At 60.8% G+C, this 24,824-nt stretch carries 22 protein-coding genes and 1 tRNA gene; all 23 read right to left on the reverse strand.

The features are described from left to right. Positions 1-2: 2 nt before the first annotated feature. Positions 3-803 (reverse strand): 30S ribosomal protein S3, encoded by an 801-nt coding sequence (gene rpsC / locus NCR35_RS14155; RefSeq protein WP_244847390.1) that lies wholly within the window; start codon positions 801-803, stop codon positions 3-5. A gap of 11 nt (positions 804-814) precedes the next feature. Then, complete coding sequence (rplV, locus tag NCR35_RS14160) at positions 815-1,144, reverse strand: 50S ribosomal protein L22 (protein ID WP_007730533.1); 330 nt, start codon at positions 1,142-1,144, stop codon at positions 815-817. Between the two features lie 12 nt (positions 1,145-1,156). After that, positions 1,157-1,432 (reverse strand): 30S ribosomal protein S19, encoded by a 276-nt coding sequence (gene rpsS / locus NCR35_RS14165; RefSeq protein WP_008343850.1) that lies wholly within the window; start codon positions 1,430-1,432, stop codon positions 1,157-1,159. A gap of 10 nt (positions 1,433-1,442) precedes the next feature. Next, complete coding sequence (gene rplB / locus NCR35_RS14170) at positions 1,443-2,270, reverse strand: 50S ribosomal protein L2 (RefSeq protein WP_175946441.1); 828 nt, start codon at positions 2,268-2,270, stop codon at positions 1,443-1,445. Positions 2,271-2,272: 2 nt separating this feature from the next. Next, positions 2,273-2,587 carry a 50S ribosomal protein L23 gene (gene rplW, locus NCR35_RS14175; protein WP_035967599.1) on the reverse strand — a complete coding sequence of 105 codons (315 nt, stop codon included), beginning with the start codon at positions 2,585-2,587 and terminating at the stop codon, positions 2,273-2,275. After that, on the reverse strand, positions 2,584-3,204 hold the full coding sequence (gene rplD, locus NCR35_RS14180) for a 50S ribosomal protein L4 (RefSeq protein WP_175946439.1): 621 nt from the start codon (positions 3,202-3,204) through the stop codon (positions 2,584-2,586). The genes rplW and rplD overlap by 4 nt, the downstream gene beginning before the upstream one ends. After that, positions 3,204-3,863 carry a 50S ribosomal protein L3 gene (gene rplC, locus NCR35_RS14185; RefSeq protein WP_175946437.1) on the reverse strand — a complete coding sequence of 220 codons (660 nt, stop codon included), beginning with the start codon at positions 3,861-3,863 and terminating at the stop codon, positions 3,204-3,206. The genes rplD and rplC overlap by 1 nt, the downstream gene beginning before the upstream one ends. 185 nt (positions 3,864-4,048) lie before the next feature. Continuing rightward, complete coding sequence (gene rpsJ / locus NCR35_RS14190; protein ID WP_006998489.1) at positions 4,049-4,360, reverse strand: 30S ribosomal protein S10; 312 nt, start codon at positions 4,358-4,360, stop codon at positions 4,049-4,051. 138 nt (positions 4,361-4,498) lie between these two features. Next, positions 4,499-5,689 (reverse strand): elongation factor Tu, encoded by a 1,191-nt coding sequence (gene tuf, locus NCR35_RS14195; RefSeq protein WP_248320639.1) that lies wholly within the window; start codon positions 5,687-5,689, stop codon positions 4,499-4,501. A gap of 67 nt (positions 5,690-5,756) precedes the next feature. Continuing rightward, entirely contained in the window at positions 5,757-7,859 is a 2,103-nt protein-coding gene (gene fusA, locus NCR35_RS14200) for an elongation factor G (protein ID WP_206467146.1), read from the reverse strand. Positions 7,860-7,984: 125 nt separating this feature from the next. Further along, the gene (gene rpsG / locus NCR35_RS14205) at positions 7,985-8,455 is read right to left on the reverse strand and encodes a 30S ribosomal protein S7 (protein WP_006053291.1); all 471 of its coding nucleotides are present in this window, start codon (positions 8,453-8,455) and stop codon (positions 7,985-7,987) included. 187 nt (positions 8,456-8,642) lie between these two features. After that, positions 8,643-9,023, reverse strand: a complete 381-nt coding sequence (rpsL, locus tag NCR35_RS14210) for a 30S ribosomal protein S12 (RefSeq protein ID WP_006998493.1) — start codon at positions 9,021-9,023, stop codon at positions 8,643-8,645. Between the two features lie 218 nt (positions 9,024-9,241). Continuing rightward, a complete protein-coding gene (gene recQ / locus NCR35_RS14215; protein WP_250534823.1) occupies positions 9,242-11,089 on the reverse strand; it encodes a DNA helicase RecQ in 1,848 nt (615 codons plus the stop codon). Positions 11,090-11,267: 178 nt separating this feature from the next. After that, on the reverse strand, positions 11,268-15,509 hold the full coding sequence (gene rpoC, locus NCR35_RS14220; RefSeq protein ID WP_248320641.1) for a DNA-directed RNA polymerase subunit beta': 4,242 nt from the start codon (positions 15,507-15,509) through the stop codon (positions 11,268-11,270). A gap of 21 nt (positions 15,510-15,530) precedes the next feature. Continuing rightward, positions 15,531-19,637 (reverse strand): DNA-directed RNA polymerase subunit beta, encoded by a 4,107-nt coding sequence (rpoB, locus tag NCR35_RS14225; RefSeq protein ID WP_250534824.1) that lies wholly within the window; start codon positions 19,635-19,637, stop codon positions 15,531-15,533. 368 nt (positions 19,638-20,005) lie between these two features. Next, on the reverse strand, positions 20,006-20,380 hold the full coding sequence (gene rplL, locus NCR35_RS14230) for a 50S ribosomal protein L7/L12 (RefSeq protein WP_175946426.1): 375 nt from the start codon (positions 20,378-20,380) through the stop codon (positions 20,006-20,008). Between the two features lie 77 nt (positions 20,381-20,457). Further along, positions 20,458-20,952 carry a 50S ribosomal protein L10 gene (rplJ, locus tag NCR35_RS14235; protein ID WP_159837187.1) on the reverse strand — a complete coding sequence of 165 codons (495 nt, stop codon included), beginning with the start codon at positions 20,950-20,952 and terminating at the stop codon, positions 20,458-20,460. Positions 20,953-21,251: 299 nt separating this feature from the next. Continuing rightward, a complete protein-coding gene (rplA, locus tag NCR35_RS14240; protein WP_250534825.1) occupies positions 21,252-21,950 on the reverse strand; it encodes a 50S ribosomal protein L1 in 699 nt (232 codons plus the stop codon). After that, complete coding sequence (gene rplK, locus NCR35_RS14245; protein WP_008343796.1) at positions 21,951-22,382, reverse strand: 50S ribosomal protein L11; 432 nt, start codon at positions 22,380-22,382, stop codon at positions 21,951-21,953. Between the two features lie 141 nt (positions 22,383-22,523). Continuing rightward, positions 22,524-23,081, reverse strand: a complete 558-nt coding sequence (gene nusG / locus NCR35_RS14250; RefSeq protein WP_159837189.1) for a transcription termination/antitermination protein NusG — start codon at positions 23,079-23,081, stop codon at positions 22,524-22,526. A 1-nt stretch (position 23,082) separates the two neighbouring features. Next, entirely contained in the window at positions 23,083-23,463 is a 381-nt protein-coding gene (gene secE, locus NCR35_RS14255; protein ID WP_175946423.1) for a preprotein translocase subunit SecE, read from the reverse strand. A 34-nt stretch (positions 23,464-23,497) separates the two neighbouring features. Next, positions 23,498-23,573, reverse strand: a tRNA-Trp gene (locus NCR35_RS14260). Positions 23,574-23,639: 66 nt separating this feature from the next. After that, positions 23,640-24,824, reverse strand: a 1,185-nt coding sequence (tuf, locus tag NCR35_RS14265; RefSeq protein WP_250534826.1) for an elongation factor Tu, incomplete at its 5' end; no start/stop codon positions are given.

A 24,824-nucleotide genomic window follows, 5' to 3' on the forward strand; every position in this document is an offset into this window, starting at 1 on the left:
CGTTATTCTCCACTCTTCGCGTCACCGCCGGCGCCGCCACGACGGGGGCCGCCGCGGCGTGCACCAGCCGGCGCACCTTCACCGTCACGACGCGGACGGCGATCGCCACCCGGACGTGCGTTGCGACGCGGACGCTTCTCTTCCGCGACTTCTTCCACTACCGGCGCTTCGTTGCGGCCGAGGGTGTCGCCCTTGTAGACCCACACCTTCACGCCGATGATGCCGTACGTGGTCTTCGCTTCGGACGTCGCGTAATCGATATCGGCGCGCAGCGTATGGAGCGGCACGCGACCTTCGCGATACCACTCGGTACGAGCGATTTCGATACCGTTCAGACGGCCCGCGCTCATGATCTTGATGCCCTGGGCGCCAAGACGCATCGCGTTTTGCATCGCGCGCTTCATCGCGCGGCGGAACATGATCCGGCGCTCGAGCTGCTGCGTGATGGAATCGGCGATCAGTTGAGCGTCGGTTTCCGGCTTGCGGATTTCTTCGATGTTGACGTGAACCGGAACGCCCATGCGCTTTTGCAGCTCGGACTTCAGCAGTTCGATGTCTTCGCCCTTCTTGCCGATCACGACACCCGGACGCGAGCTGAAAATCGTGATGCGTGCGTTCTTTGCAGGACGCTCGATCACCACGCGGCCGACGGACGCGTTCTTCAGCTTCTTCTTCAGGTATTCACGAACACCGATGTCTTCCTGCAACATCGCCGCGAAATTGTTGTTGTTCGCGTACCAGCGCGAAGCCCAATTGCGGCTGACGGCCAAACGGAAGCCAGTCGGATGAATTTTCTGTCCCATCGTATGGCTCCTTAATTCCCGACCGTCACAGTGATGTGACAGGATTGCTTCTCGATGCGGTTACCGCGACCCTTTGCGCGTGCGGTGAAACGCTTCAGCGAAGCGGCCTTGTCGACGTAGATGCTCGTGATCTTGAGCTCGTCGATATCGGCGCCTTCGTTGTGTTCCGCATTCGCGATCGCAGACAGCACGACCTTCTTGACGATACCCGCCGCCTTCTTCGGCGAGAACGTCAGGACGTTCAGCGCCTTGTCGACCGGCAAACCACGAATCTGGTCAGCCACAAGGCGCGTTTTCTGCGCCGAGATGCGGGCACCGCGATGAATTGCTTTCACTTCCATCTTGATAGCCCCTTATTTCTTGGCCTTCTTGTCGGCCGCGTGACCCTTGAACGTACGGGTCAGTGCGAACTCGCCAAGCTTATGGCCGACCATGTTTTCCGTGACGTACACCGGAACGTGCTGACGGCCGTTGTGGACGGCGATCGTCAGACCGATGAAGTCCGGCAGAATCGTCGAACGACGCGACCAGGTCTTGATCGGCTTCTTGTCACGCGTGGACGCAGCCGCCTCAACTTTCTTCAGCAAATGAGCGTCGCAGAACGGACCTTTTTTAGCAGAACGTGTCATTGCCTACTCCTTAACGCTTGTGACGGCGCTGGACGATCATCGTCGTCGTGCGCTTATTGCTGCGGGTTCGATAGCCCTTCGTCGGCGTGCCCCACGGGCTCACCGGGTCGCGACCTGCAGCCGTGCGGCCCTCACCACCACCGTGCGGGTGATCGATCGGGTTCATCGCAACACCACGCACCGTCGGACGGATACCGCGCCAGCGGTTCGCACCGGCCTTACCGATTTGACGGAGGCTGTGCTCTTCGTTGCCGACTTCACCGATGGTTGCACGGCACTCGACGTGCACGCGGCGGATTTCACCCGAACGCAGACGAACCTGCGCGTAGATGCCTTCACGTGCCAGCAGCATGGCCGACGTACCAGCCGAACGCGCGATCTGCGCGCCCTTGCCCGGCAGCATTTCGATGCAGTGGATCGTCGTACCGACCGGAATATTGCGGATCGGCAGGGTGTTGCCTGCGCGAATCGGCGCTTCCGAACCGGACATCAGCTGCGCGCCGACCGCCACGCCCTTCGGCGCGATGATGTAGCGACGCTCGCCGTCTGCGTACAGAACCAGCGCGATGTTCGCGCTACGGTTCGGGTCGTACTCGAGACGCTCGACCTTTGCCGGGATGCCGTCCTTGTTGCGACGGAAATCGACGATACGGTAGTGCTGCTTGTGACCGCCACCTTGGTGACGCGTGGTGATGCGACCGTTGTTGTTACGGCCCGCCGACTTGGATTGCGAGTCGAGCAGCGCTGCGTGCGGCTTGCCCTTATGCAGATCCTTGTTGACGATCTTGACCATCGCGCGGCGACCCGGCGAGGTCGGCTTAACTTTCACGATTGCCATGATTACTTGGCCTCCGCTTCAAAGTTGATTTCCTGGCCGGGCTTCAGGCAGACGTACGCCTTCTTCACGTCCTTGCGCTTGCCGTTGAAGCGACCAAAGCGCTTGGCTTTGCCCTTCGTGACGAGCACGTTGACGGAATTGACTTCGACCTTGAACAGCAGCTCGACAGCAGCCTTCACTTCCTGCTTCGTGGCGTCCGGCGCGACTTCGAACACGACTTGTTCGTTCTTGTCGGCAACCAGCGTCGCCTTTTCGGAGATCACCGGCGCGAGCAGAACTTGCATCAAACGATGATCGTTTTTGCGAACTTCGCTCATGACAGCAACTCCTCGATCTGAGCGACCGCAGCCTTCGTGATCAGCACTTTCTTGAAGTAGATCAGCGAGAGCGGGTCGGCGTAACGCGGCTCGACAACCGCCACGTGGGCCAGGTTGCGCGACGCGAGGTACAGGTTTTCGTCGACCGTATCGGTGATGACCAACACGGAATCGAGACCCATCGCCTTGAATTTATCAGCCAACAGCTTGGTCTTCGGCGCTTCGAGCGCGAGATCCTCGACCACCGAGATGCGGCCTTCGCGAGCCAACTGCGAGAAGATCGAGCAGAGGCCTGCGCGATGCATCTTCTTGTTGACCTTGTGCGAGAAGTTTTCTTCCGGCGAGTTCGGGAAAATGCGACCACCGCCACGCCACAACGGGCTCGACGACATACCGGCACGAGCGCGGCCCGTACCCTTCTGGCGCCACGGCTTCTTCGTGGTGTGCTTGACCTGCTCACGATCCTTCTGAGCGCGGTTGCCGCTACGTGCGTTCGCCTGATAAGCGACGACGACTTGGTGAATCAGGGCTTCGTTGTAATCGCGACCGAACACGACGTCCGATGCGGTCACGCCAGCGCCTTCCTGACCATTGGCATTCAGGAGCTTAAGTTCCATTATTTCGCTCCTTTCGCAGCACGGGTCTTGACGGCCGGGGTCACGAAGACCTTGCCGCCCTTCGCACCCGGAACAGCACCGCGGACGAGCAGCAGATTGCGCTCAGCGTCGATGCGGGCGATTTCGAGATTCTGGACCGTGACGGTCACGTCACCGAGGTGACCCGTCATGCGCTTGCCGGGGAACACACGACCCGGGTCCTGCGCCATACCGATCGAACCCGGAACGTTGTGCGAACGCGAGTTACCGTGCGATGCGCGGCCCGAAGCGAAGTTGTAGCGCTTGATGGTACCGGCGTAGCCCTTACCGATCGACGTGCCTTGCACGTCAACCTTCTGGCCGACTTCGAAAATGTCCGTACCGATGACGGCGCCGTTCGACAGTTCACCTGCCTTGGCGGTATCGATATGGAATTCGCGGAGGATTTCACCAGCTTGAACGCCGGCTTTGGCGAGGTGACCCGCCAACGGCTTCGTCACGCGCGAAGCGCGGCGAGTACCGAATGCAACCTGAACGGCGGTATAACCATCCGTTTCAACGGTCTTGATCTGCGTCACCCGGTTGTCCGACACGTCCAGCACGGTGACGGGGATCGAGTCCCCCTCAGGCGTGAAGATACGGGTCATGCCAACCTTGCGACCTACGAGTCCAAGGCTCATCGTTTTCTCCATTCCCGACTGCGATTGGTCGGGGCTGATTTCAAAATGTCCGCCCTGCTATGAGAAACAAGGCGCACTTTTTTGCGCAAATGCGCGAAAAGCCTTGGAGTATAACAAGGCTTTTCGTTTTCTGCAAGCAATCAAAGACTTAGCTCCGTCCGCGACGCCGGCGGAGCTTTGTAGGCTTACTGCAGCTTGATTTCGACGTCGACACCAGCCGGCAGGTCGAGCTTCATCAGTGCGTCGACGGTCTTGTCCGTCGGGTCCACGATGTCCATCAGGCGCTGGTGCGTACGGATTTCGAGCTGGTCGCGCGACGTCTTGTTGACGTGCGGCGAACGCAGGATGTCAAAACGCTGAATACGCGTCGGCAGCGGCACCGGGCCACGGACGATCGCGCCAGTCCGCTTCGCCGTATCGACGATCTCGGCTGCCGACTGGTCGATCAGGCGATAGTCGAAAGCCTTCAGACGAATGCGGATTTTCTGGTTCTGCATGACGATTCCTTAAAAAGAGCGAGGCGGTATTGCGCCGCCGATTGGCAAAAGAGCGAGGAACCGGGCATTCGCTTGAGGGCGAACACCCGGTTCCGGTCACGTTACTTCAGTACAGCGACTTCAAAGAAGACCGAGATTTTACTCGATAATCTTCGCAACGACACCTGCGCCGACGGTACGGCCGCCTTCGCGGATCGCGAAGCGCAGACCTTCTTCCATGGCGATCGGGGCGATCAGCTTGACCGTGATCGACACGTTGTCGCCCGGCATCACCATTTCCTTGTCCTTCGGCAGCTCGATCGAGCCCGTCACGTCCGTCGTACGGAAGTAGAACTGCGGACGGTAGTTGTTGAAGAACGGCGTGTGACGGCCGCCTTCGTCCTTGCTCAGCACGTACACTTCAGCGGTGAAGTGCGTATGCGGCGTGATCGAACCCGGCTTGGCCAGCACTTGGCCGCGCTCGACGTCTTCGCGCTTCGTGCCGCGCAGCAGGATACCGACGTTGTCGCCCGCTTGACCCTGGTCGAGCAGCTTGCGGAACATTTCCACGCCCGTGCAAGTGGTCTTCACCGTCGGCTTGATACCGACGATTTCGATTTCCTCGCCAACCTTGATCACGCCGCGCTCGACGCGACCCGTCACCACCGTGCCGCGACCCGAGATCGAGAACACGTCTTCCACCGGCATCAGGAAGGCGCCATCGACTGCGCGCTCCGGCGTCGGGATGTACGTGTCCAGCGCGTCGGCCAGGTTCATGATCGCCACTTCGCCGAGTTCGCCCTTGTCGCCTTCCAGCGCGAGCTTGGCCGAACCCTTGATGATCGGCGTGTCGTCGCCCGGGAAGTCGTACTTCGACAGGAGTTCGCGCACTTCCATTTCGACGAGCTCGAGCAGTTCGGCGTCGTCCACCATGTCGCACTTGTTCAGGAACACGATGATGTACGGCACGCCGACCTGACGGGCCAGCAGGATGTGCTCACGCGTTTGCGGCATCGGGCCGTCAGCGGCCGAGCACACCAGGATTGCGCCGTCCATCTGCGCGGCGCCCGTGATCATGTTCTTCACGTAGTCGGCGTGGCCCGGGCAATCGACGTGTGCGTAGTGGCGGTTAGCCGTTTCGTACTCGACGTGCGCGGTGTTGATGGTGATGCCGCGCGCCTTTTCTTCCGGCGCCGCGTCGATCTGGTCGTACGCCTTGGCTTCGCCGCCGAATTTCTGCGTGAGCACCGTCGTGATCGCTGCCGTCAGCGTGGTCTTGCCGTGGTCAACGTGACCGATCGTGCCCACGTTCACGTGCGGCTTGGTCCGCTCGAATTTACCTTTTGCCATGATTACCTTCTTTCAAAGTTTGGTTATCGGTTAAAGCTTGTGGCTTGCGCCGAATGACTTGCGGGTATTACTTACCCTTGGCGTTGATGATCGCGTCGGCGACGTTACGCGGAGCTTCAGCGTAGTGCTTGAATTCCATCGTGTACGTTGCACGGCCTTGCGTCAGCGAGCGCAGGGACGTCGAGTAGCCGAACATTTCCGACAGCGGCACTTCGGCGCGAACGATCTTGCCGCCGCCAACCATGTCTTCCATGCCCTGGACGATACCGCGACGGCCGGACAGATCGCCCATCACGTTGCCCATGTAGTCTTCCGGCGTTTCGACTTCCACGGCCATCATCGGTTCGAGGATGACCGGGCTTGCCTTGCGCATTGCTTCCTTGAAGGCCATCGAGCCGGCCATGCGGAACGCGTTTTCGTTCGAGTCCACGTCGTGGTACGAACCGAACGTCAGGTGCACCTTCACGTCCACAACCGGGAAGCCAGCCAGCACGCCCGACTTCAGCGTTTCCTGGATACCCTTGTCCACGGCCGGGATGTATTCGCGCGGAATCACGCCGCCCTTGATCTCGTCCAGGAACTCGTAGCCCTTGCCCTGCTCGTTCGGCTCCAGCGTGATGACGGCGTGACCGTACTGGCCGCGACCACCCGACTGCTTGACGAACTTGCCATCGACGTCAGCCGCCGTCGTGCGAATGGTTTCGCGGTAGGCAACCTGCGGCTTGCCGACGGTCGCTTCCACGCCGAATTCGCGCTTCATGCGGTCGACCAGAATTTCGAGGTGGAGCTCGCCCATGCCCGAAATGATGGTCTGGCCCGATTCTTCGTCCGTTTGCACGCGGAACGACGGATCTTCCTGCGCCAGACGGTTCAGCGCCAGGCCCATCTTTTCCTGGTCAGCCTTGGTCTTCGGCTCGACAGCCTGCGAAATCACCGGCTCCGGGAAAATCATGCGTTCGAGCACGATCGGGTTCTGCGGATCGCACAGCGTGTCGCCCGTGGTCGCTTCCTTCAGGCCGACGGCCGCCGCGATATCGCCCGCGCGCACTTCCTTGATTTCTTCGCGCTGGTTCGCGTGCATCTGCAGAATACGGCCCAGACGTTCCTTCTTGTCCTTGGTCGCGTTCAGCACGGTGTCACCCGAATTCACGACGCCCGAGTACACGCGGAAGAAGATCAGCTGACCGACGAACGGGTCCGTCATGATCTTGAACGCGAGTGCCGAGAACTTCTCGTCGTCGGCAGCACGGCGCTCGGCCTTCTCGCCGCTTTCGAGTTCGCCCGTAACCGGCGGAATGTCGACCGGCGACGGCAGGAAGTCGATCACGGCGTCGAGCATGCGCTGCACACCCTTGTTCTTGAACGCGGTGCCGCACAGCATCGGCTGGATTTCGCACGCGATGGTCCGGTCGCGGATCGCCTTCACGACTTCCGCTTCCGACAGCTCTTCGCCGCCGAGATACTTTTCCATCAGCTCTTCGCTGGCTTCGGCAGCCGACTCGATCATCTTCTCGCGCCACTCGTTGCACGTGTCGACGAGTTCAGCCGGAATGTCGACGTAGTCGAACTTCGTGCCTTGCGACGCTTCGTCCCAAATGATCGCCTTCATCTTCAGCAGATCGACGACGCCCTTGAAGTTTTCTTCCGAGCCGATCGGCACGACGACGGGCACCGGATTCGCCTTCAGACGCGTCTTCAGCTGGTCGTAGACCTTGAAGAAGTTCGCGCCGGTACGGTCCATCTTGTTGACGAACGCGAGACGGGGAACCTTGTACTTGTTCGCCTGACGCCACACCGTTTCCGACTGCGGCTGCACGCCGCCCACTGCGCAGTAGACCATGCACGCGCCGTCCAGAACGCGCATCGAGCGTTCCACTTCAATGGTGAAGTCGACGTGTCCCGGCGTGTCGATGATGTTGATGCGGTGCTCGGGATAGTTGCCGCCCATGCCCTTCCAGAAGGCCGTGGTAGCAGCCGACGTGATGGTGATGCCGCGCTCCTGCTCCTGCTCCATCCAGTCCATCGTTGCTGCGCCGTCGTGAACTTCACCGATCTTGTGGTTCACGCCCGTGTAAAACAAGATGCGCTCGGTCGTCGTCGTTTTGCCGGCGTCGATGTGAGCGCTAATACCGATGTTGCGGTAGCGCTCGATAGGTGTCTTGCGAGCCACTTTGGATCCTTTATTCGGTCGACGCGCCGGCTCAACCAATGAGCCAGCAGCGCCCTAACACAAACGGGCGAGGCGCCAAATTAGCGCACCCGCCCTGATTTTTCCGTTGCTCTATCAGCGGGAGCTTAGAAACGGAAATGCGAGAATGCCTTGTTAGCCTCTGCCATGCGGTGAACTTCGTCGCGCTTCTTCATCGCGCCGCCGCGGCCTTCGGCCGCTTCGGAGAGCTCACCTGCCAGGCGCAGGGCCATCGACTTTTCGCTGCGCTTCTTCGCGGCTTCGCGCAACCAACGCATCGCCAATGCCATACGACGCGAGGGACGCACTTCGACCGGAACTTGATAGTTCGCACCACCAACGCGACGGCTCTTCACTTCGACCACCGGCTTCACGTTGTTGAGCGCGACCGTGAACACTTCCAGCGGGTCCTTGCCACCCTTGGTCTGGATCTGTTCAAAAGCGCCGTACACGATGCGTTCGGCAACCGACTTCTTGCCGGACAACATCAGCACGTTCATGAACTTGGCTACATCTACGTTGCCGAACTTCGGATCCGGCAATACTTCCCGCTTGGGGACTTCGCGACGACGCGGCATGATTCTTCCTTTACCTTTTCAGTTGGAGCGGTTTTTCCGCTCCGCGGCCACCAACTAACCCGATCCATCTCTCGACTAAACCAGCTTGGCCGGGTGACCACTTACTCGACAGCACCGGCACATCCGGCACTACCGCATTAACCGCCTTGCGGCGACCTGAAACTACTTCGACTGCTCGAACCGGCGATTACTTGCCAGCCTTGGCACGCTTCGCACCGTACTTCGAGCGAGCCTGCTTACGATCCTTGACGCCCTGCGTATCCAGCGAGCCGCGGACCATGTGGTAACGCACACCCGGCAAGTCCTTCACACGACCGCCGCGAATCAGCACGACCGAGTGTTCCTGCAGGTTGTGGCCTTCACCACCGATGTACGAAATGACTTCGAAGCCGTTCGTGAGACGAACCTTGGCAACTTTACGAAGTGCCGAGTTCGGCTTCTTCGGCGTCGTCGTGTACACGCGGGTGCACACGCCGCGACGCTGCGGGCAGTCCTGCAGGGCCGGCGACTTGCTCTTCGTCGTTTCCGACGCGCGGCCTTTGCGAACCAGTTGATTGATGGTTGGCATCGTTTAATCCTAAAAATGAACAAAATCGGCGCGATTCCGAACGGGCAAAGCGAAGAAATCGCGCGTCTGACTTTCTCGTGGATGGCTCTTGTCTGCGCGAACCCTGCGTTAAGCAGGATCCCGAAACTCGCCAAGAACGAGAACCTAGCATGATATTCCGAAAATGCCAATCCGGTCAATATGTTGCATGAATTTGTGAGCCGCTCGCCAGCGCAACGTCAGTCGGCGCCGACCACGTCGAGCAGTTCGTCGCCGAAACGCTCGAGTTTGCGCACGCCGATGCCCGGAATGTGCCGCAAGTCGTCGATCGTATCGGGATCGCTCCGCGCGATTTCAGCAAGCGTCGCGTCGTGGAAGATGACGTACGCCGGCACGCCGTCGGTTTTCGCGGTCTCGGCGCGCCAGGTCCGCAGGCGATCCCACCGCGCTTTCTCGCGCGGCGACATGCCTGCGGTCGGGTCGGCGCGCTCGCCGGTTCGGCCTGACGACTGCCGGTTGCGCACCGGCTTCACGTACTTGCGCAGCGTGACGCGCTCTTCACCCTTCAGCACGGGCTTGCTGGCGTCGGTCAGAACGAGCGCCCCGAACCCGTCATGATCGACGGCAAGAAAACCGAACGCGACCAGTTGCCTGAAAACCGCGCGCCATTCCGGTTCCGACAGGCTCGCGCCGACGCCGAACGTGGACAGCTTGTCGTGACCCCGCTGCAAGACCTTCTCGCTACGCGTGCCGCGCAGAATGTCGATGAGATGCCCCGCGCCGAAGTGAAAACCACTGGCCTTCTGCGCGCGATACACGCACGACAGCGCCATCTGTGCCTCGCGCGTCGCGTCCCACGACGCCGGCGGTTCGAGACACGTATCGCAATTTCCGCACGGCGTGCTCGTCTCGCCGAAGTAGGCGAGCAGGCGCACGCGGCGGCACGTCGCGGCCTCGCATAGGCCGAGGAGCGCGTCGAGCTTGCCGGTCTGCACGCGCTTGTGCGCGTCGTCGGCATCGGATTCGTCGATCATCTTGCGCTGCTGCACGACATCGCCCAGGCCGTACGCCATCCACGCGTTGGCGGGCAGGCCGTCGCGGCCCGCGCGCCCGGTTTCCTGGTAATAGCCTTCGACGCTCTTCGGCAAATCGAGGTGCGCCACGAACCGCACGTCCGGCTTGTCGATGCCCATGCCGAACGCAATCGTCGCGCACATCACGATGCCTTCCTCGCGCTGGAACATCTCCTGATGCTTCTGGCGCGTCTCGAACTCCATGCCGGCGTGATACGGCAACGCGCGAACGCCCTGCCCCTTCAGCCAGTCCGCCGTTTCCTCAACCTTGCGACGCGAGAGGCAATAGACCACGCCCGCGTCCGTCGTGCCGTCCTTGTTCGTGTGCTCGGCGCGGATGAAATCGAGCAATTGCGAGCGCGCGTTGTCCTTCTCGACGATCCGATAGCGGATGTTCGGCCGGTCGAAACTCGACACGAAGATGCGCGCGTCGTCGAGCGCAAGGCGGTGCACGATTTCATCGCGCGTAATGGCGTCCGCCGTTGCTGTCAGCGCGATGCGCGGCACGTTCGGAAACCGCTCATGCAGCACCGAAAGCTGAATGTATTCGGGCCGGAAGTCGTGACCCCATTGCGAGACGCAATGCGCCTCGTCGATGGCGAACAGGCCGACGGGCGAGCTTTCGAGCAGCTCGAGGAAACGCGGCGTCATGAGACGCTCGGGCGCGACATACAGCAGATCGATGCTGCCGTTGCGCAGCGCGCGCTCGGTCGCGGCGGCTTCGGCGCCCGAAAGCGTCGAATTGAGATACGCGGCGCGCACGCCCAATTCCGTGAGCGCGGCAACCTGATCCTGCATCAGCGCAATCAGCGGCGAAACGACGATTCCCGCGCCGAAGCCCGCCTCTTTGCGCACCAGCGACGGAATCTGATAGCACAGCGACTTTCCGCCGCCCGTGGGCATCAACACGAGCGAATCGCCGCCGTTCGCGACATGTTCGACGATTTCCGCCTGCTGTCCGCGAAAGGCCGGATAGCCGAATACTTCGTTGAGAATTTCGAGCGGACGGGACATAGGAAAGAAGCGCGGACTGCGGCGTGGAGGATAACGAATTCTATCAACGCAAGCGCGCGCGCCCACGCGTGAAAACGCAACGTTAGCCGTTCGGCCGACGTGCTGATCGGAAAGAAGGGGCGAAAAAAAACCGCCCGGCGAAAACCGGGCGGTTCGAGGTGCTACGAGCGAAAGACGCTTACTCGTTGGTATGCGGTTGCTGCTCCGTTGCCGGGGCTTCCGGCGTACCGAAATCGAATGCCTCTTCGGCAGCGATCTGGTCGAAGCGTTCGCGATCCGACATTTCCTTGCTCTTGCGCGCCTTGTGGAACGCGAGACCCGTACCGGCCGGAATCAGACGGCCGACGATCACGTTTTCCTTCAGACCGCGCAGATCGTCGCGCTTGCCCATGATCGCCGCTTCGGTCAGCACGCGAGTCGTTTCCTGGAACGACGCCGCCGAGATGAACGAATCGGTCGAGAGCGAAGCCTTCGTGATACCGAGCAGCACGTTTTCGTACGTCGCCGGACGCTTGTCTTCCGCGATCATGCGGTCGTTCTCGTCGAGCATGTCCGACCGCTCGACTTGTTCGCCCGGAATGAAGCGCGTATCGCCGTTGTCGACGATCTGCACGCGGCGCAGCATCTGACGCACGATCACTTCGATGTGCTTGTCGTTGATCTTCACGCCTTGCAGACGGTACACGTCCTGCACTTCGTCCACGATGTAGCGCGACAACGCCTCGATACCCTGCAAACGCAGGATGTCGTGCGGATCCGCAGGACCGTCGACGATCATTTCGCCCTTGTTGACGACTTGACCATCGTGCACCAGCACCTGCTTTTCCTTCGCGATCAGGAACTCGTGCTGATTGCCTTCGAGGTCCGTGATGACGAGACGCTGCTTGCCCTTCGTGTCCTTACCGAACGACGTCGTGCCCGTGACTTCCGCCAGAATGCCGGCGTCCTTCGGCGAGCGCGCTTCGAACAGTTCGGCCACGCGCGGCAGACCACCGGTAATGTCACGCGTCTTCTGCGCTTCAACCGGGATACGCGCCAGCACTTCACCGACCTGCACTTGCTGACCATCCTTCACGGTGATCAGTGCGCCGACCTGGAAGCCGATCTGCACCGAATGCTCGGTGTTCGGGATCTTCACTTCCTCGCCGTTCGCGTCGAGCAGCTTGACCTGCGGACGCACGCTCTTGCCAGCCTGCGAGCCGCGGCGCTTCGCGTCGATCACGACGAGCGTGGAAAGACCAGTCACGTCGTCGATCTGCTTGGCGACCGTCACGCCTTCCTCGACGTTTTCGAACTTCACCGTACCGCCCCACTCGGTGATAATCGGACGCGTCAGCGGATCCCATTGCGCGAGTTGCGAGCCGGCCTTGATCGTGGCGCCGTCGAGTTGCAGCAGCGTCGCGCCGTACGGGATCTTGTGACGCTCACGCTCGCGACCGAGGTCGTCCGCGATGATCGCTTCGCCCGAACGCGAAATGACGACCTGCTCGCCCTTCGCGTTGGTCACGTAGCGCATCGTGGCCGTGAAACGCACCGTACCGTTGCTCTTCGCTTCCACCGTCGATGCAACCGCCGCACGCGATGCCGCACCACCGATGTGGAACGTACGCATGGTCAGCTGGGTGCCCGGCTCACCGATCGACTGCGCCGCGATCACGCCGACTGCCTCGCCGACGTTCACGCGCGAGCCACGGCCAAGGTCGCGGCCGTAGCACGCGGCGCACAGGCCGTAGCGCGTTTCGCAGGTCAGCGGCGTACGCACGCGCACTTCGTCGATGCCGAGACGCTCGATCTCTTCCACCGCGTCTTCGTCGAGCAGATCGCCGGACGCAAACAGCGTTTCCTGCGTTTCCGGATTGACGACGTCCGCCACCGCGACGCGACCGAGAATACGGTCACGCAGCGCTTCGACGACTTCACCGCCTTCGACCAACGCCTTCATCGCCACGCCGTTCGACGTACCGCAATCGTCTTCGACCACGACGAGATCCTGCGTCACGTCCACGAGACGACGCGTCAGGTAACCCGAGTTCGCCGTCTTCAGTGCCGTATCCGCCAGACCCTTACGCGCGCCGTGCGTCGAGATGAAGTACTGCAGCACGTTCAGGCCTTCGCGGAAGTTCGCGGTAATCGGCGTCTCGATAATCGAGCCGTCCGGCTTCGCCATCAGGCCGCGCATACCGGCAAGCTGACGAATCTGCACCGCGGAACCACGCGCGCCCGAGTCGGCCATCATGTAGATGGAGTTGAACGACTCCTGCTTCGTCTCGTTGCCGTCACGGTCGATGACCGGTTCGGTTGCGAGCTGTTCCATCATCGCCTTGCCGACGCTTTCCGACGTTGCCGACCAGATGTCAACCACGTTGTTGTAGCGTTCCTGCGCGGTGACGAGACCCGACATGTACTGACGGTCGTACTCCTTCACCTTCTTCGCTGCGTCGCCGACGATCGTCTCTTTCTGCGGCGGCACGAGCATGTCGTCCACGCAAATCGAGATACCGGCGCGCGTCGCGAGGCGGAAGCCCATCTGCATCAGCTGGTCGGCGAAGATCACCGTTTCGCGCAGACCGCACTTGCGGAACGCCGTGTTGATCAGGCGCGAGATTTCCTTCTTCTTCAGCGGCTTGTTCAGCACCGAGAACGGCAGGCCCGGCGGCAGAATCTCCGACAGGATCGAGCGGCCGACGGTCGTCGCGTACAGCGTGACCTTCGGCACGAACTTCGGCGCGCCTTCGCTCGTGTCTTCGTTCGCCACCATTTCGGTGATACGCACGTTGACGCGCGAAGCCAGCTCGACTTCCTTGTTCTCGTACGCGCGGATCACTTCCGACACGCCCGTGAACGTAAGGCCTTCGCCCTTGCCGTTGATGGCTTCACGCGATGCGTAATACAGGCCGAGCACGATATCCTGCGACGGCACGATCGACGGATCGCCGTTGGCCGGGAACAGGACGTTGTTCGACGCCAGCATCAGCGTGCGCGCTTCCATCTGCGCTTCGAGCGACAGCGGCACGTGAACAGCCATCTGGTCACCGTCGAAGTCGGCGTTGAACGCCGCGCAAACGAGCGGGTGCAGCTGGATTGCCTTACCTTCGATCAGCACCGGCTCGAAAGCCTGAATGCCGAGACGGTGCAGCGTCGGCGCGCGGTTCAGCATGACCGGATGCTCGCGGATCACCTCTTCGAGGATGTCCCACACCACCGGCGTCTGGTTCTCGACTTCCTTCTTCGCAGCCTTGATGGTCGTCGCGACGCCCATCACTTCCAGCTTGTTGAAGATGAACGGCTTGAACAGTTCGAGCGCCATCAGCTTCGGCAGGCCGCACTGATGCAGCTTGAGCGTCGGGCCGACCACGATCACCGAACGGCCCGAGTAGTCCACGCGCTTGCCGAGCAGGTTCTGACGGAAACGACCGCCCTTACCCTTGATCATGTCAGCGAGCGACTTCAGCGGACGCTTGTTCGCGCCGGTCATCGCCTTACCGCGACGGCCGTTGTCGAGCAGCGAATCGACGGCTTCCTGCAGCATCCGCTTTTCGTTGCGGACGATGATTTCAGGCGCCTTCAGTTCGAGCAGACGCTTCAACCGGTTGTTACGGTTGATGACGCGGCGATACAGGTCGTTCAGGTCCGACGTCGCGAAACGGCCGCCGTCGAGCGGCACGAGCGGGCGCAGTTCCGGGGGCAGCACCGGCAGCACTTCGAGCACCATCCAGTCAGGCTTGATGCCCGAACGCTGGAAAGCCTCGAGAACCTTCAGGCGCTTCGCATACTTCTTGATCTTCGCTTCCGAACCCGTGTTCTTGAGCTCGGTGCGCAGCAGTTCGACCTGCTCGTCGATGTTGATCGAACGCAGCAGTTCGCGCACGCCTTCCGCGCCCATCTCGGCACGGAATTCGTCACCGTACTCTTCGACCTTGTTGTAGTAATCCTCTTCCGTCATGATCTGCCGCGCTTTCAGCGGCGTCATGCCCGGATCGATCACCACGTACGCTTCGAAGTACAGCACGCGCTCGATGTCGCGCAGCGTCATGTCGAGCACCATGCCCAGACGCGACGGCAGCGACTTCAAGAACCAGATGTGCGCGACCGGCGAAGCCAGTTCGATATGGCCCATGCGCTCGCGGCGCACCTTGGCCAGCGTCACTTCGACGCCGCACTTCTCGCAGATCACGCCACGGTGCTTCAGGCGCTTGTACTTGCCGCACAAGCACTCGTAGTCCTTGATCGGCCCGAAAATCTTCGCGCAAAACAGACCATCCCGCTCCGGCTTGAACGTGCGGTAGTTGATGGTCTCCGGCTTCTTCACTTCGCCGAACGACCACGAACGGATCTTGTCGGGCGACGCGAGGCCGATCTTGATCGCATCAAAAACTTCTTCTTGTTGGACTTGCTTGAATAGATCGAGCAGAGCTTTCATTGCTTTCTCTCCGTAGTCCGATTAGTTGCGGTCGAGATCGATGTCGATACCGAGCGAGCGGATTTCCTTCACCAACACGTTGAAGGATTCCGGCATGCCGGCGTCGATCACGTGATCGCCCTTGACGAGGTTCTCATACACCTTCGTCCGGCCCGTCACGTCGTCCGACTTGACCGTCAGCATTTCCTGCAGCACATACGATGCGCCATACGCCTCGAGCGCCCACACTTCCATTTCACCGAAACGCTGGCCACCGAACTGCGCCTTACCACCCAGCGGCTGCTGCGTGACGAGCGAGTACGGACCGGTCGAACGCGCGTGCATCTTGTCGTCGACCAGGTGGTGCAGCTTCAGGTAGTGCATGTAGCCGACCGTGACCTTGCGCTCGAACGGCTCGCCCGTGCGGCCGTCGTGCAGCGTGACCTGATTCTTCGACGCGTTCATGCCGAGGTTCTGCGCCACGTCGTCCGGGAACGCGAGGTCCAGCGCGCGCGACATTTCGTCTTCCGTCGCGCCGTCGAACACCGGCGTCGCGAACGGCACGCCTTCGCGCAGGTTCTTCGCCAGTTCCACGATTTCGTCGTCCGAGAAGCCTTCCAGCTCTTCCTTGCGGCCCGACTCGTTGTAGATCTGCGTGAGGAACTGACGCAGTTCTTCGATCTTCGCCTGACGCTGCATCATCTCGCCGATGCGCCAGCCGAGACCCTTCGCGGCCCAGCCCAGATGCACTTCGAGAATCTGACCCACGTTCATCCGCGACGGCACGCCGAGCGGATTCAGCACGACGTCGGCCGGACGGCCGTCGGCCATGTACGGCATGTCTTCGATCGGCACGATCTTCGACACGACACCCTTGTTACCGTGACGGCCCGCCATCTTGTCGCCAGGCTGCAAGCGACGCTTCACGGCGAGATACACCTTCACCATCTTCAGCACGCCCGGCGGCAGTTCGTCGCCTTGCGTGAGCTTCTTGCGCTTCTCTTCGAACGCGAGGTCGAACTGGTGACGCTTCTGCTCGATCGAATCCTTGATGGCTTCGAGTTGCGCCGCTGCTTCTTCGTCCGCGAGGCGGATGTCGAACCAGTGGTAGTGGTCGAGGTCTTCGAGGTACGCGAGGTCGATCTTCGTGCCCTTCGCGAGCTTCTTCGGACCGCCGTTCGCCACCTTGCCGTTCAGCATGCGCGCGAGACGCGAGAAGGCGTCGCCTTCCACGATACGAAGCTGGTCGTTCAGGTCCAAGCGGTAACGCTTCAGTTCATCGTCGATGATCTGTTGCGCGCGCTTGTCGCGCGTGATGCCTTCGCGCGTGAACACCTGCACGTCGATGACCGTGCCGCTCATGCCCGAGGGCACGCGCAGCGACGTGTCCTTCACGTCCGATGCCTTCTCGCCGAAGATCGCGCGCAGCAGCTTTTCTTCCGGCGTCAGCTGGGTTTCGCCCTTCGGCGTGACCTTGCCGACCAGCACGTCGCCCGCTTCGACTTCCGCGCCGATGTACACGATGCCCGACTCGTCGAGACGGCCAAGCTGCACTTCCGCGAGGTTCGAAATGTCGCGCGTGATTTCTTCCGGTCCGAGCTTCGTGTCGCGAGCAACGACGTTGAGTTCTTCGATGTGGATCGACGTGTAACGATCGTCCGCGACGACCTTTTCCGAGATCAGGATCGAGTCTTCGAAGTTGTAGCCGTTCCACGGCATGAACGCGACCAGCATGTTCTGGCCGAGCGCGAGCTCGCCCAGGTCCGTGGAGGCGCCGTCGGCCAGCACGTCGCCGCGCGAGACCTTGTCGCCCATCTTCACGATCGGACGCTGGTTGATGTTCGTGTTCTGGTTCGAACGCGTGTACTTGATCAGGTTGTAGATGTCCACGCCGACATCGCCGGCGACGGCTTCATCGTCGTTCACGCGAATCACGATACGGCCCGCGTCCACGTAATCCACGACACCGCCACGCATGGCCTGAACCGTCGTGCCCGAGTCGACCGCCACGGTACGCTCGATGCCCGTACCGACGACCGGCTTCTCCGGACGCAGACACGGCACGGCCTGACGCTGCATGTTCGAGCCCATCAACGCGCGGTTCGCGTCGTCGTGCTCGAGGAACGGAATCAACGATGCCGCGACCGACACGATCTGCGACGGCGCCACGTCCATGTACTGGATGCGGTCCGGCGTGACCATCAGCGTTTCGCCGGCTTCACGCGACGAGACGAGTTCGTCGGTCAGTGTGCCGTCTTCGGCCACTGCCGCGTTCGCCTGCGCGATCACGTAACGGCCTTCTTCGATCGCCGACAGGTAGTCGATCTGGTCCGTCACCTTGCCGTCCACGACCTTGCGATACGGCGTTTCGAGGAAGCCGTATTCGTTCAGGTGCGCGTACAGCGCGAGCGAGTTGATCAGGCCGATGTTCGGACCTTCCGGCGTTTCGATCGGGCACACGCGGCCGTAGTGGGTCGGATGCACGTCGCGGACTTCGAAGCCCGCGCGCTCGCGCGTCAGACCGCCCGGGCCGAGTGCGGAAACGCGACGCTTGTGCGTGATCTCCGACAGCGGGTTGGTCTGGTCCATGAACTGCGAAAGCTGCGACGAACCGAAGAACTCGCGAATCGCCGACGAAATCGGCTTCGAGTTGATCAGGTCGTGCGGCATCAGGTTTTCGCTTTCGGCCTGGCCGAGGCGTTCCTTCACAGCACGCTCGACACGCACGAGACCCGCGCGGAACTGGTTTTCCGCGAGTTCGCCGACGCAACGCACGCGACGATTGCCCAAGTGGTCGATGTCGTCCACTTCGCCCTTGCCGTTACGCAACTCGACGAGAATCTTGATGGTCGCGAGGATGTCGTCGTCCTGCAGCGTCATCGGCCCGATGATCTCGTCACGGCCCACGCGGCGGTTGAACTTCATGCGGCCGACCTTCGACAGGTCGTAAGCGTCTTCGCTGTAGAACAGACGATTGAACAGCGCCTCGACGGCTTCTTCGGTCGGCGGTTCGCCCGGACGCATCATGCGGTAGATCGCGATACGCGCGGCCATCTTGTCCGCGGTTTCGTCGATACGCAGCGTCGACGAGATGTACGGACCCTGGTCCAGATCGTTCGTGTACAGCGTCTGGATTTCCTTGACCTTCGCTTCGCGCAGCTTCTCGAGGACCGTTTCGGTGATTTCCTCGTTGGCGTTCGCGATGACTTCGCCCGTTTCGGGATCGATCACGTTCTTCGCCAGCACGCGGCCGAGCAGATACTCCTCGGGCACCGAGATGAACTTCGTCTTGGCGTTTTCGAGGTCGCGAATGTGCTTTGCGTTGATCCGCTTGTCCTTCGTGACGATGACGTTGCCTTCGCGATCCTGAATGTCGAAGCGCGCAACTTCACCGCGCAGACGCTCGGGCACGAATTCCATTTGCGCGCCTTCGCTCATCAGCGCGAAGTTGTCGAACACGAAGAAGTTCGCGAGGATCTGTTCCGGCGTCAGGCCGATGGCCTTCAGCAGAATCGTGACCGGCATCTTGCGACGACGGTCGACGCGGAAGTACAGCACGTCCTTCGGGTCGAACTCGAAATCGAGCCACGAACCGCGGTAAGGAATGATACGCGCCGAGAACAGCAGCTTGCCGGAGCTATGCGTCTTGCCCTTGTCGTGTTCGAAGAACACGCCTGGCGAACGGTGGAGCTGCGACACGATCACGCGCTCGGTACCGTTGATGACGAAAGAACCGGTCGGCGTCATGAGCGGAATTTCGCCCATGTACACTTCCTGTTCCTTGACTTCCTTCACGACGGGCTTGCTCGGCGACTCTTTGTCGAGCAGAACGAGACGCACCTTTGCGCGCAGGGCGGAGCAATAGGTCAGGCCGCGCTGCTGGCATTCCTTGATGTTGAATGCGGGCGGCGACAGCATATAGCTGACGAATTCCAGACGCGCAAAGCCGTTGTGCGAAACGATCGGGAAAACAGAGGTGAACGCAGCTTGCAAGCCTTCTGCCTTGCGCTGCGAAGAAGACGTCTCCGCTTGCAGAAACGTCTGGAATGATTCAAGCTGGGTCGCCAGCAAAAAGGGAACTTGGTGAACGATGGGGCGCTTCGCGAAACTCTTGCGAATACGCTTCTTCTCGGTGAAGGAATATTGCATACGATCTCCGAATCACGGCGGGCGTTACCGAGGCGGGATACCTCGACGACACGGCCCGGTGTTCACCGACTGAGACCCGCGCCGCTGTCCGGGGAGGACGCGCGAGTCTAGAAGCTTGGTGGTTGGCCGCTACCAACCGCTGGCTGACGGCAGCGGATGCCTGTGTTTCCCGCTACCCGACCAAACTTGCCTTCTGCAGTCGCTTCAGAAGACAAAGACAAATGCCGGAAGAAACTACCGATCCGACCGTTGTCTTTGGCTTCTGCGGGGCCGTTTATGCTTGCCAACGCGCATAAAAACTCGGACCCCACAAAGCACAAAAAGGCCGGCGGTGAAAAACCGCCAGCCTTCGCACAGCGCAATGAAACTTACTTGATTTCAGCCTTCGCGCCTGCGTCTTCCAGCTTCTTCTTCGCTTCTTCAGCAGCAGCCTTGGGCACCGCTTCCTTGATGGGCTTCGGTGCGCCGTCGACCAGGTCCTTCGCTTCCTTCAGGCCGAGACCCGTCAGTTCACGAACAGCCTTAATGACCGAGACCTTGTTCGCGCCGGCTTCGAGCAGGTTCACCGTGAATTCGGTTTGCTCTTCAGCAGCAGCGGCAGCACCGCCAGCAGCCGGGCCAGCGACCGCAACAGCAGCTGCCGACACGCCAAACTTCTCTTCGAACGCCTTGACCAGCTCGTTCAGTTCCAGAACCGACATCGCGCCAACGGCTTCCAGGATGTCTTCTTTTGCGATTGCCATTTGAAATACTCCTAAATTGAATTCGGATCGAGCTAGCGATCTTTACCTAACTGAGCAACTGTGGCTCAAGCGTGACGTTATGCAGCTTCGCCTTGCTTCTCTGCCAGCGCGGCGAGAGCGCGCGCGAAGCCGGAAACAGGTGCTTGCATGACGAACAACAGCTTGGAGAGCAGCTCTTCGCGGCTCGGGATGTTGGCCAGCGCTTGCACGCCCGCCTTGTCCATCACCTTGCCTTCGTAGGAACCAGCCTTGATGATCAACTTGTCATTGCTCTTGCCGAAGTCGTTGACGACCTTGGCTGCGGCAATGGCATCTTCCGAGATGCCGTAGATCAGAGGACCAGTCATCTGCTCAGCCAGCGGAGCGAACGGGGTACCTTCGACGGCGCGACGCGCCAGCGTGTTCTTCAACACGCGCAGATACACCTGTTGCTCACGCGCTTTCGCACGCAGCTTGGTCAGATCGCCAACCGTGATCCCACGATACTCAGCGAGCACCATCGTCTGAGCCTTCGCGACTTGCGCGGCGACTTCAGCGACGACTGCCTGCTTATCTTCTTTGTTCAGTGGCACGGTTAAACCTCCAGATTCGATGCACTCAGGTGTCCAACCCTCATGCACCACGTTCGACAACGGCGTCCGACTGTTAGGAGTATTTCAAGCGGTTGGTGACCATCTGAGGACGGTCGACAACCGGCTTCAACCACTGCAAAACTGTTTCGGGTTCGCCATCTGCGTTGGCTTGAATTAAGGCGCCGCCCAACTACTGCACCGCCACCAACGGTCTTTGACAACCGGCTGCCCAACCAAACGACTGTTGCGCAACCGCCCAAAGCCCTTGAGAACGCGGTCTAACGACCGCGTCGAAATCTTTACTGTTGCGCCAGCGTGGCTTGGTCCACGCGAACGCCCACACCCATCGTGCTCGACAGCGCGATCTTGCGCAGGTACACGCCCTTGCTCGTCGCCGGCTTTGCCTTGTTCAGCGCGTCGATCAGCGCCGACAGGTTCTGACGCAGCGAAGCGGGTTCGAACGACGCACGGCCGATGGTGCCGTGGATGATACCGGCTTTGTCGACACGGAATTGCACTTGACCAGCCTTTGCGTTCCTGACTGCTTGAGCCACGTCCGGCGTCACAGTGCCGACCTTCGGGTTCGGCATCAGGCCACGCGGACCGAGGATCTGGCCCAGCGTACCGACCACGCGCATCGTGTCCGGGGAAGCGATGACGACGTCGAAGTTGAGATTGCCGGCCTTGACTTGCTCAGCCAGGTCTTCCATGCCGACCACGTCCGCGCCAGCAGCACGTGCTTGCTCGGCCTTGTCGCCTTGCGCGAACACTGCAACGCGAACCGACTTACCGGTGCCAGCGGGCAGAACGACGGAGCCACGAACCACTTGGTCCGACTTCTTCGCATCGATGCCGAGCTGAACGGCGACGTCGATCGACTCGTCGAACTTGGCGTTCGCGCATTCCTTGATCAGGTTCAGCGCGTCGTCGATCGGATACAGCTTCTGACGATCGACCTTGTTTGCAAATGCCTGAAGGCGCTTCGAAAGCTTAGCCATTTACACGCCCTCCACGGTGATACCCATCGAACGCGCGCTACCGGCGATGGTGCGCACGGCTGCGTCCAGATCAGCTGCCGTAAGGTCCGGCATTTTGGTCTTCGCGATTTCTTCCGCCTGAGCGCGGGTGATGTTGCCGACCTTGTCGGTGTGCGGCTTGCTCGAACCCTTTTGCACTGCCGCTGCCTTCTTGATCAGAACGGTAGCCGGCGGCGTCTTCATGATGAACGTGAAGCTCTTGTCCGCGAATGCCGTAATGACGACCGGCACCGGCAGACCCGGCTCCATGCCCTGAGTCTGCGCGTTAAACGCCTTGCAGAACTCCATGATGTTCAGGCCGCGCTGGCCGAGCGCCGGACCGACCGGCGGCGACGGATTGGCTTTACCTGCAGGAATCTGCAGTTTGATAAAGCCGATGATTTTCTTTGCCATGTTGAAAACCTCTGCTGAACGCGTAAGCGTTCGGTGAGTGATAGCGCGCGTTCGCCTGACGACTACTGACGCTCCTCAACGGCCATTACGCGGGCCGTAAGCGCGAATCGCGCGAGACCGATGACCCCGCGCGATGTGTTCTTAAACCTTTTCGACCTGGCCGAACTCAAGTTCAACCGGCGTCGACCGCCCGAAGATCGTGACTGAAACGCGGACCCGGGACTTTTCGTAATTCACTTCCTCGACGTTGCCGTTGAAATCGGTGAACGGACCTTCCTTCACCCGCACCATCTCGCCGACTTCGAACAGTGTCTTCGGCCGCGGCTTCTCGACACCTTCCTGCATCTGCGACATGATCTTTTCGACTTCGCGCGGGGAGATCGGGCTCGGCCGATTGCGTGCGCCGCCAACGAAACCCGTTACCTTCGCCGTGTTTTTCACGAGGTGCCAGGTTTCATCCGTCATTTCCATCTCGACCAGGACGTAGCCCGGGAAGAAACGACGCTCCGTGACCGATTTGTGGCCACCTTTGACTTCCACAACCTCTTCGGTCGGAACGAGAATTTGACCAAACTGGTCCTGCATTCCCGCTCGCTCGATGCGCTCCTGAAGCGCACGTTGCACGCTCTTCTCCATGCCGGAGTAGGCGTGCACCACATACCAACGCTTTCCACTCGGAGATGTCGGAGTATCGCTCATATCATTTCCAACCCAGAATCGCCGAGAAAATTACCCATTCGATTGACTTGTCGCTAAGCCAAAGGAAGATGGCCATGATGAGGACGAATGCGAAGACCACCAGCGTGGTCTGCGTCGCCTCTTTTCGCGTAGGCCAGACGACCTTTCGCACTTCTTTGTACGAATCTTTCGCGAAGGCGATGAAGCCCTTCCCGGGCGCAGAAAGAAGGCCGACAGCGACACCAGCAACCAAACCGACAGCAAGCGCCGCACCGCGGACATACCACTCTTGGCCGCTGAGCAAGAAGAAACCCACGAACCCGGCCAAGACCAACAATACCCCAGCCACCAACATCAACTTATCGCTGGAAGTATTTACAGTTTCGACTGAAGGATTCGCCATAACACCTTAAGCAGCGCCACTTGGCGCGAGAATGTGGCAGGGGCAGAGGGAATCGAACCCCCAACCTTCGGTTTTGGAGACCGACGCTCTGCCAGTTGAGCTATACCCCTAAACCATTTGGGGCCGACGGTTTCGCCGACCCCGAAAACTACAGACTACCGAGAGATCTCTGGCTCTTACTCGATAATCTTCGCAACGACACCTGCGCCGACGGTACGGCCGCCTTCGCGGATCGCGAAGCGCAGACCTTCTTCCATGGCGATCGGGGCGATCAGCTTGACCGTGATCGACACGTTGTCGCCCGGCATCACCATTTCCTTGTCCTTCGGCAGCTCGATCGAGCCCGTCACGTCCGTCGTACGGAAGTAGAACTGCGGACGGTAGTTGTTGAAGAACGGCGTGTGACGGCCGCCTTCGTCCTTGCTCAGCACGTACACTTCAGCGGTGAAGTGCGTGTGCGGCGTGATCGAACCCGGCTTGGCCAGCACTTGGCCGCGCTCGACGTCTTCGCGCTTCGTGCCGCGCAGCAGGATACCAACGTTGTCGCCCGCCTGACCCTGGTCGAGCAGCTTGCGGAACATTTCCACGCCCGTGCAAGTGGTCTTCACCGTCGGCTTGATACCGACGATTTCGATTTCCTCGCCAACCTTGATCACGCCGCGCTCGACGCGACCCGTCACCACCGTGCCGCGACCCGAGATCGAGAACACGTCTTCCACCGGCATCAGGAAGGCGCCATCGACTGCGCGCTCCGGCGTCGGGATGTACGTATCCAGCGCGTCGGCCAGGTTCATGATCGCCACTTCGCCGAGTTCGCCCTTGTCGCCTTCCAGCGCGAGCTTGGCCGAACCCTTGATGATCGGCGTGTCGTCGCCCGGGAAGTCGTACTTCGACAGGAGTTCGCGCACTTCCATTTCGACGAGCTCGAGCAGTTCGGCGTCGTCCACCATGTCGCACTTGTTCAGGAACACGATGATGTACGGCACGCCGACCTGACGGGCCAGCAGGATGTGCTCACGCGTTTGCGGCATCGGGCCGTCAGCGGCCGAGCACACCAGGATTGCGCCGTCCATCTGCGCGGCGCCCGTGATCATGTTCTTCACGTAGTCGGCGTGGCCCGGGCAATCGACGTGTGCGTAGTGGCGGTTAGCCGTTTCGTACTCGACGTGCGCGGTGTTGATGGTGATGCCGCGCGCCTTTTCTTCCGGCGCCGCGTCGATCTGGTCGTACGCCTTGGCTTCGCCGCCGAATTTCTGCGTGAGCACCGTCGTGATCGCTGCCGTCAGCGTGGTCTTGCCGTGGTCAACGTGACCGATCGTGCCCACGTTCACGTGCGGCTTGGTCCGCTCGAATTTACCTTT

It is taken from the genome of Caballeronia sp. AZ10_KS36, from assembly GCF_023631105.1.
Classification (GTDB): Bacteria; Pseudomonadota; Gammaproteobacteria; order Burkholderiales; family Burkholderiaceae; genus Caballeronia.

Bases quoted from the DNA above. Each gene is read 5' to 3' on its own strand.
- rpoC (WP_248320641.1), bottom strand. From the start codon at position 15,509: ATGAAAGCTCTGCTCGATCTATTCAAGCAAGTCCAACAAGAAGAAGTT.
- recQ (WP_250534823.1), bottom strand. From the start codon at position 11,089: ATGTCCCGTCCGCTCGAAATTCTCAACGAAGTATTCGGCTATCCGGCC.
- rplC (WP_175946437.1), bottom strand. From the start codon at position 3,863: ATGAGCCTTGGACTCGTAGGTCGCAAGGTTGGCATGACCCGTATCTTC.
- rpsL (WP_006998493.1), bottom strand. From the start codon at position 9,023: ATGCCAACCATCAATCAACTGGTTCGCAAAGGCCGCGCGTCGGAAACG.
- rpsS (WP_008343850.1), bottom strand. From the start codon at position 1,432: ATGACACGTTCTGCTAAAAAAGGTCCGTTCTGCGACGCTCATTTGCTG.
- nusG (WP_159837189.1), bottom strand. From the start codon at position 23,081: ATGAGCGATACTCCGACATCTCCGAGTGGAAAGCGTTGGTATGTGGTG.
- rplD (WP_175946439.1), bottom strand. From the start codon at position 3,204: ATGGAACTTAAGCTCCTGAATGCCAATGGTCAGGAAGGCGCTGGCGTG.
- rplL (WP_175946426.1), bottom strand. From the start codon at position 20,380: ATGGCAATCGCAAAAGAAGACATCCTGGAAGCCGTTGGCGCGATGTCG.
- rplB (WP_175946441.1), bottom strand. From the start codon at position 2,270: ATGGCAATCGTGAAAGTTAAGCCGACCTCGCCGGGTCGCCGCGCGATG.
- rpsJ (WP_006998489.1), bottom strand. From the start codon at position 4,360: ATGCAGAACCAGAAAATCCGCATTCGTCTGAAGGCTTTCGACTATCGC.
- rpsG (WP_006053291.1), bottom strand. From the start codon at position 8,455: ATGCCGCGTCGTCGCGAAGTCCCCAAGCGGGAAGTATTGCCGGATCCG.
- rplV (WP_007730533.1), bottom strand. From the start codon at position 1,144: ATGGAAGTGAAAGCAATTCATCGCGGTGCCCGCATCTCGGCGCAGAAA.
- rpoB (WP_250534824.1), bottom strand. From the start codon at position 19,637: ATGCAATATTCCTTCACCGAGAAGAAGCGTATTCGCAAGAGTTTCGCG.
- rplA (WP_250534825.1), bottom strand. From the start codon at position 21,950: ATGGCTAAGCTTTCGAAGCGCCTTCAGGCATTTGCAAACAAGGTCGAT.
- rpsC (WP_244847390.1), bottom strand. From the start codon at position 803: ATGGGACAGAAAATTCATCCGACTGGCTTCCGTTTGGCCGTCAGCCGC.
- rplK (WP_008343796.1), bottom strand. From the start codon at position 22,382: ATGGCAAAGAAAATCATCGGCTTTATCAAACTGCAGATTCCTGCAGGT.
- secE (WP_175946423.1), bottom strand. From the start codon at position 23,463: ATGGCGAATCCTTCAGTCGAAACTGTAAATACTTCCAGCGATAAGTTG.
- tuf (WP_248320639.1), bottom strand. From the start codon at position 5,689: ATGGCAAAAGGTAAATTCGAGCGGACCAAGCCGCACGTGAACGTGGGC.
- rplW (WP_035967599.1), bottom strand. From the start codon at position 2,587: ATGAGCGAAGTTCGCAAAAACGATCATCGTTTGATGCAAGTTCTGCTC.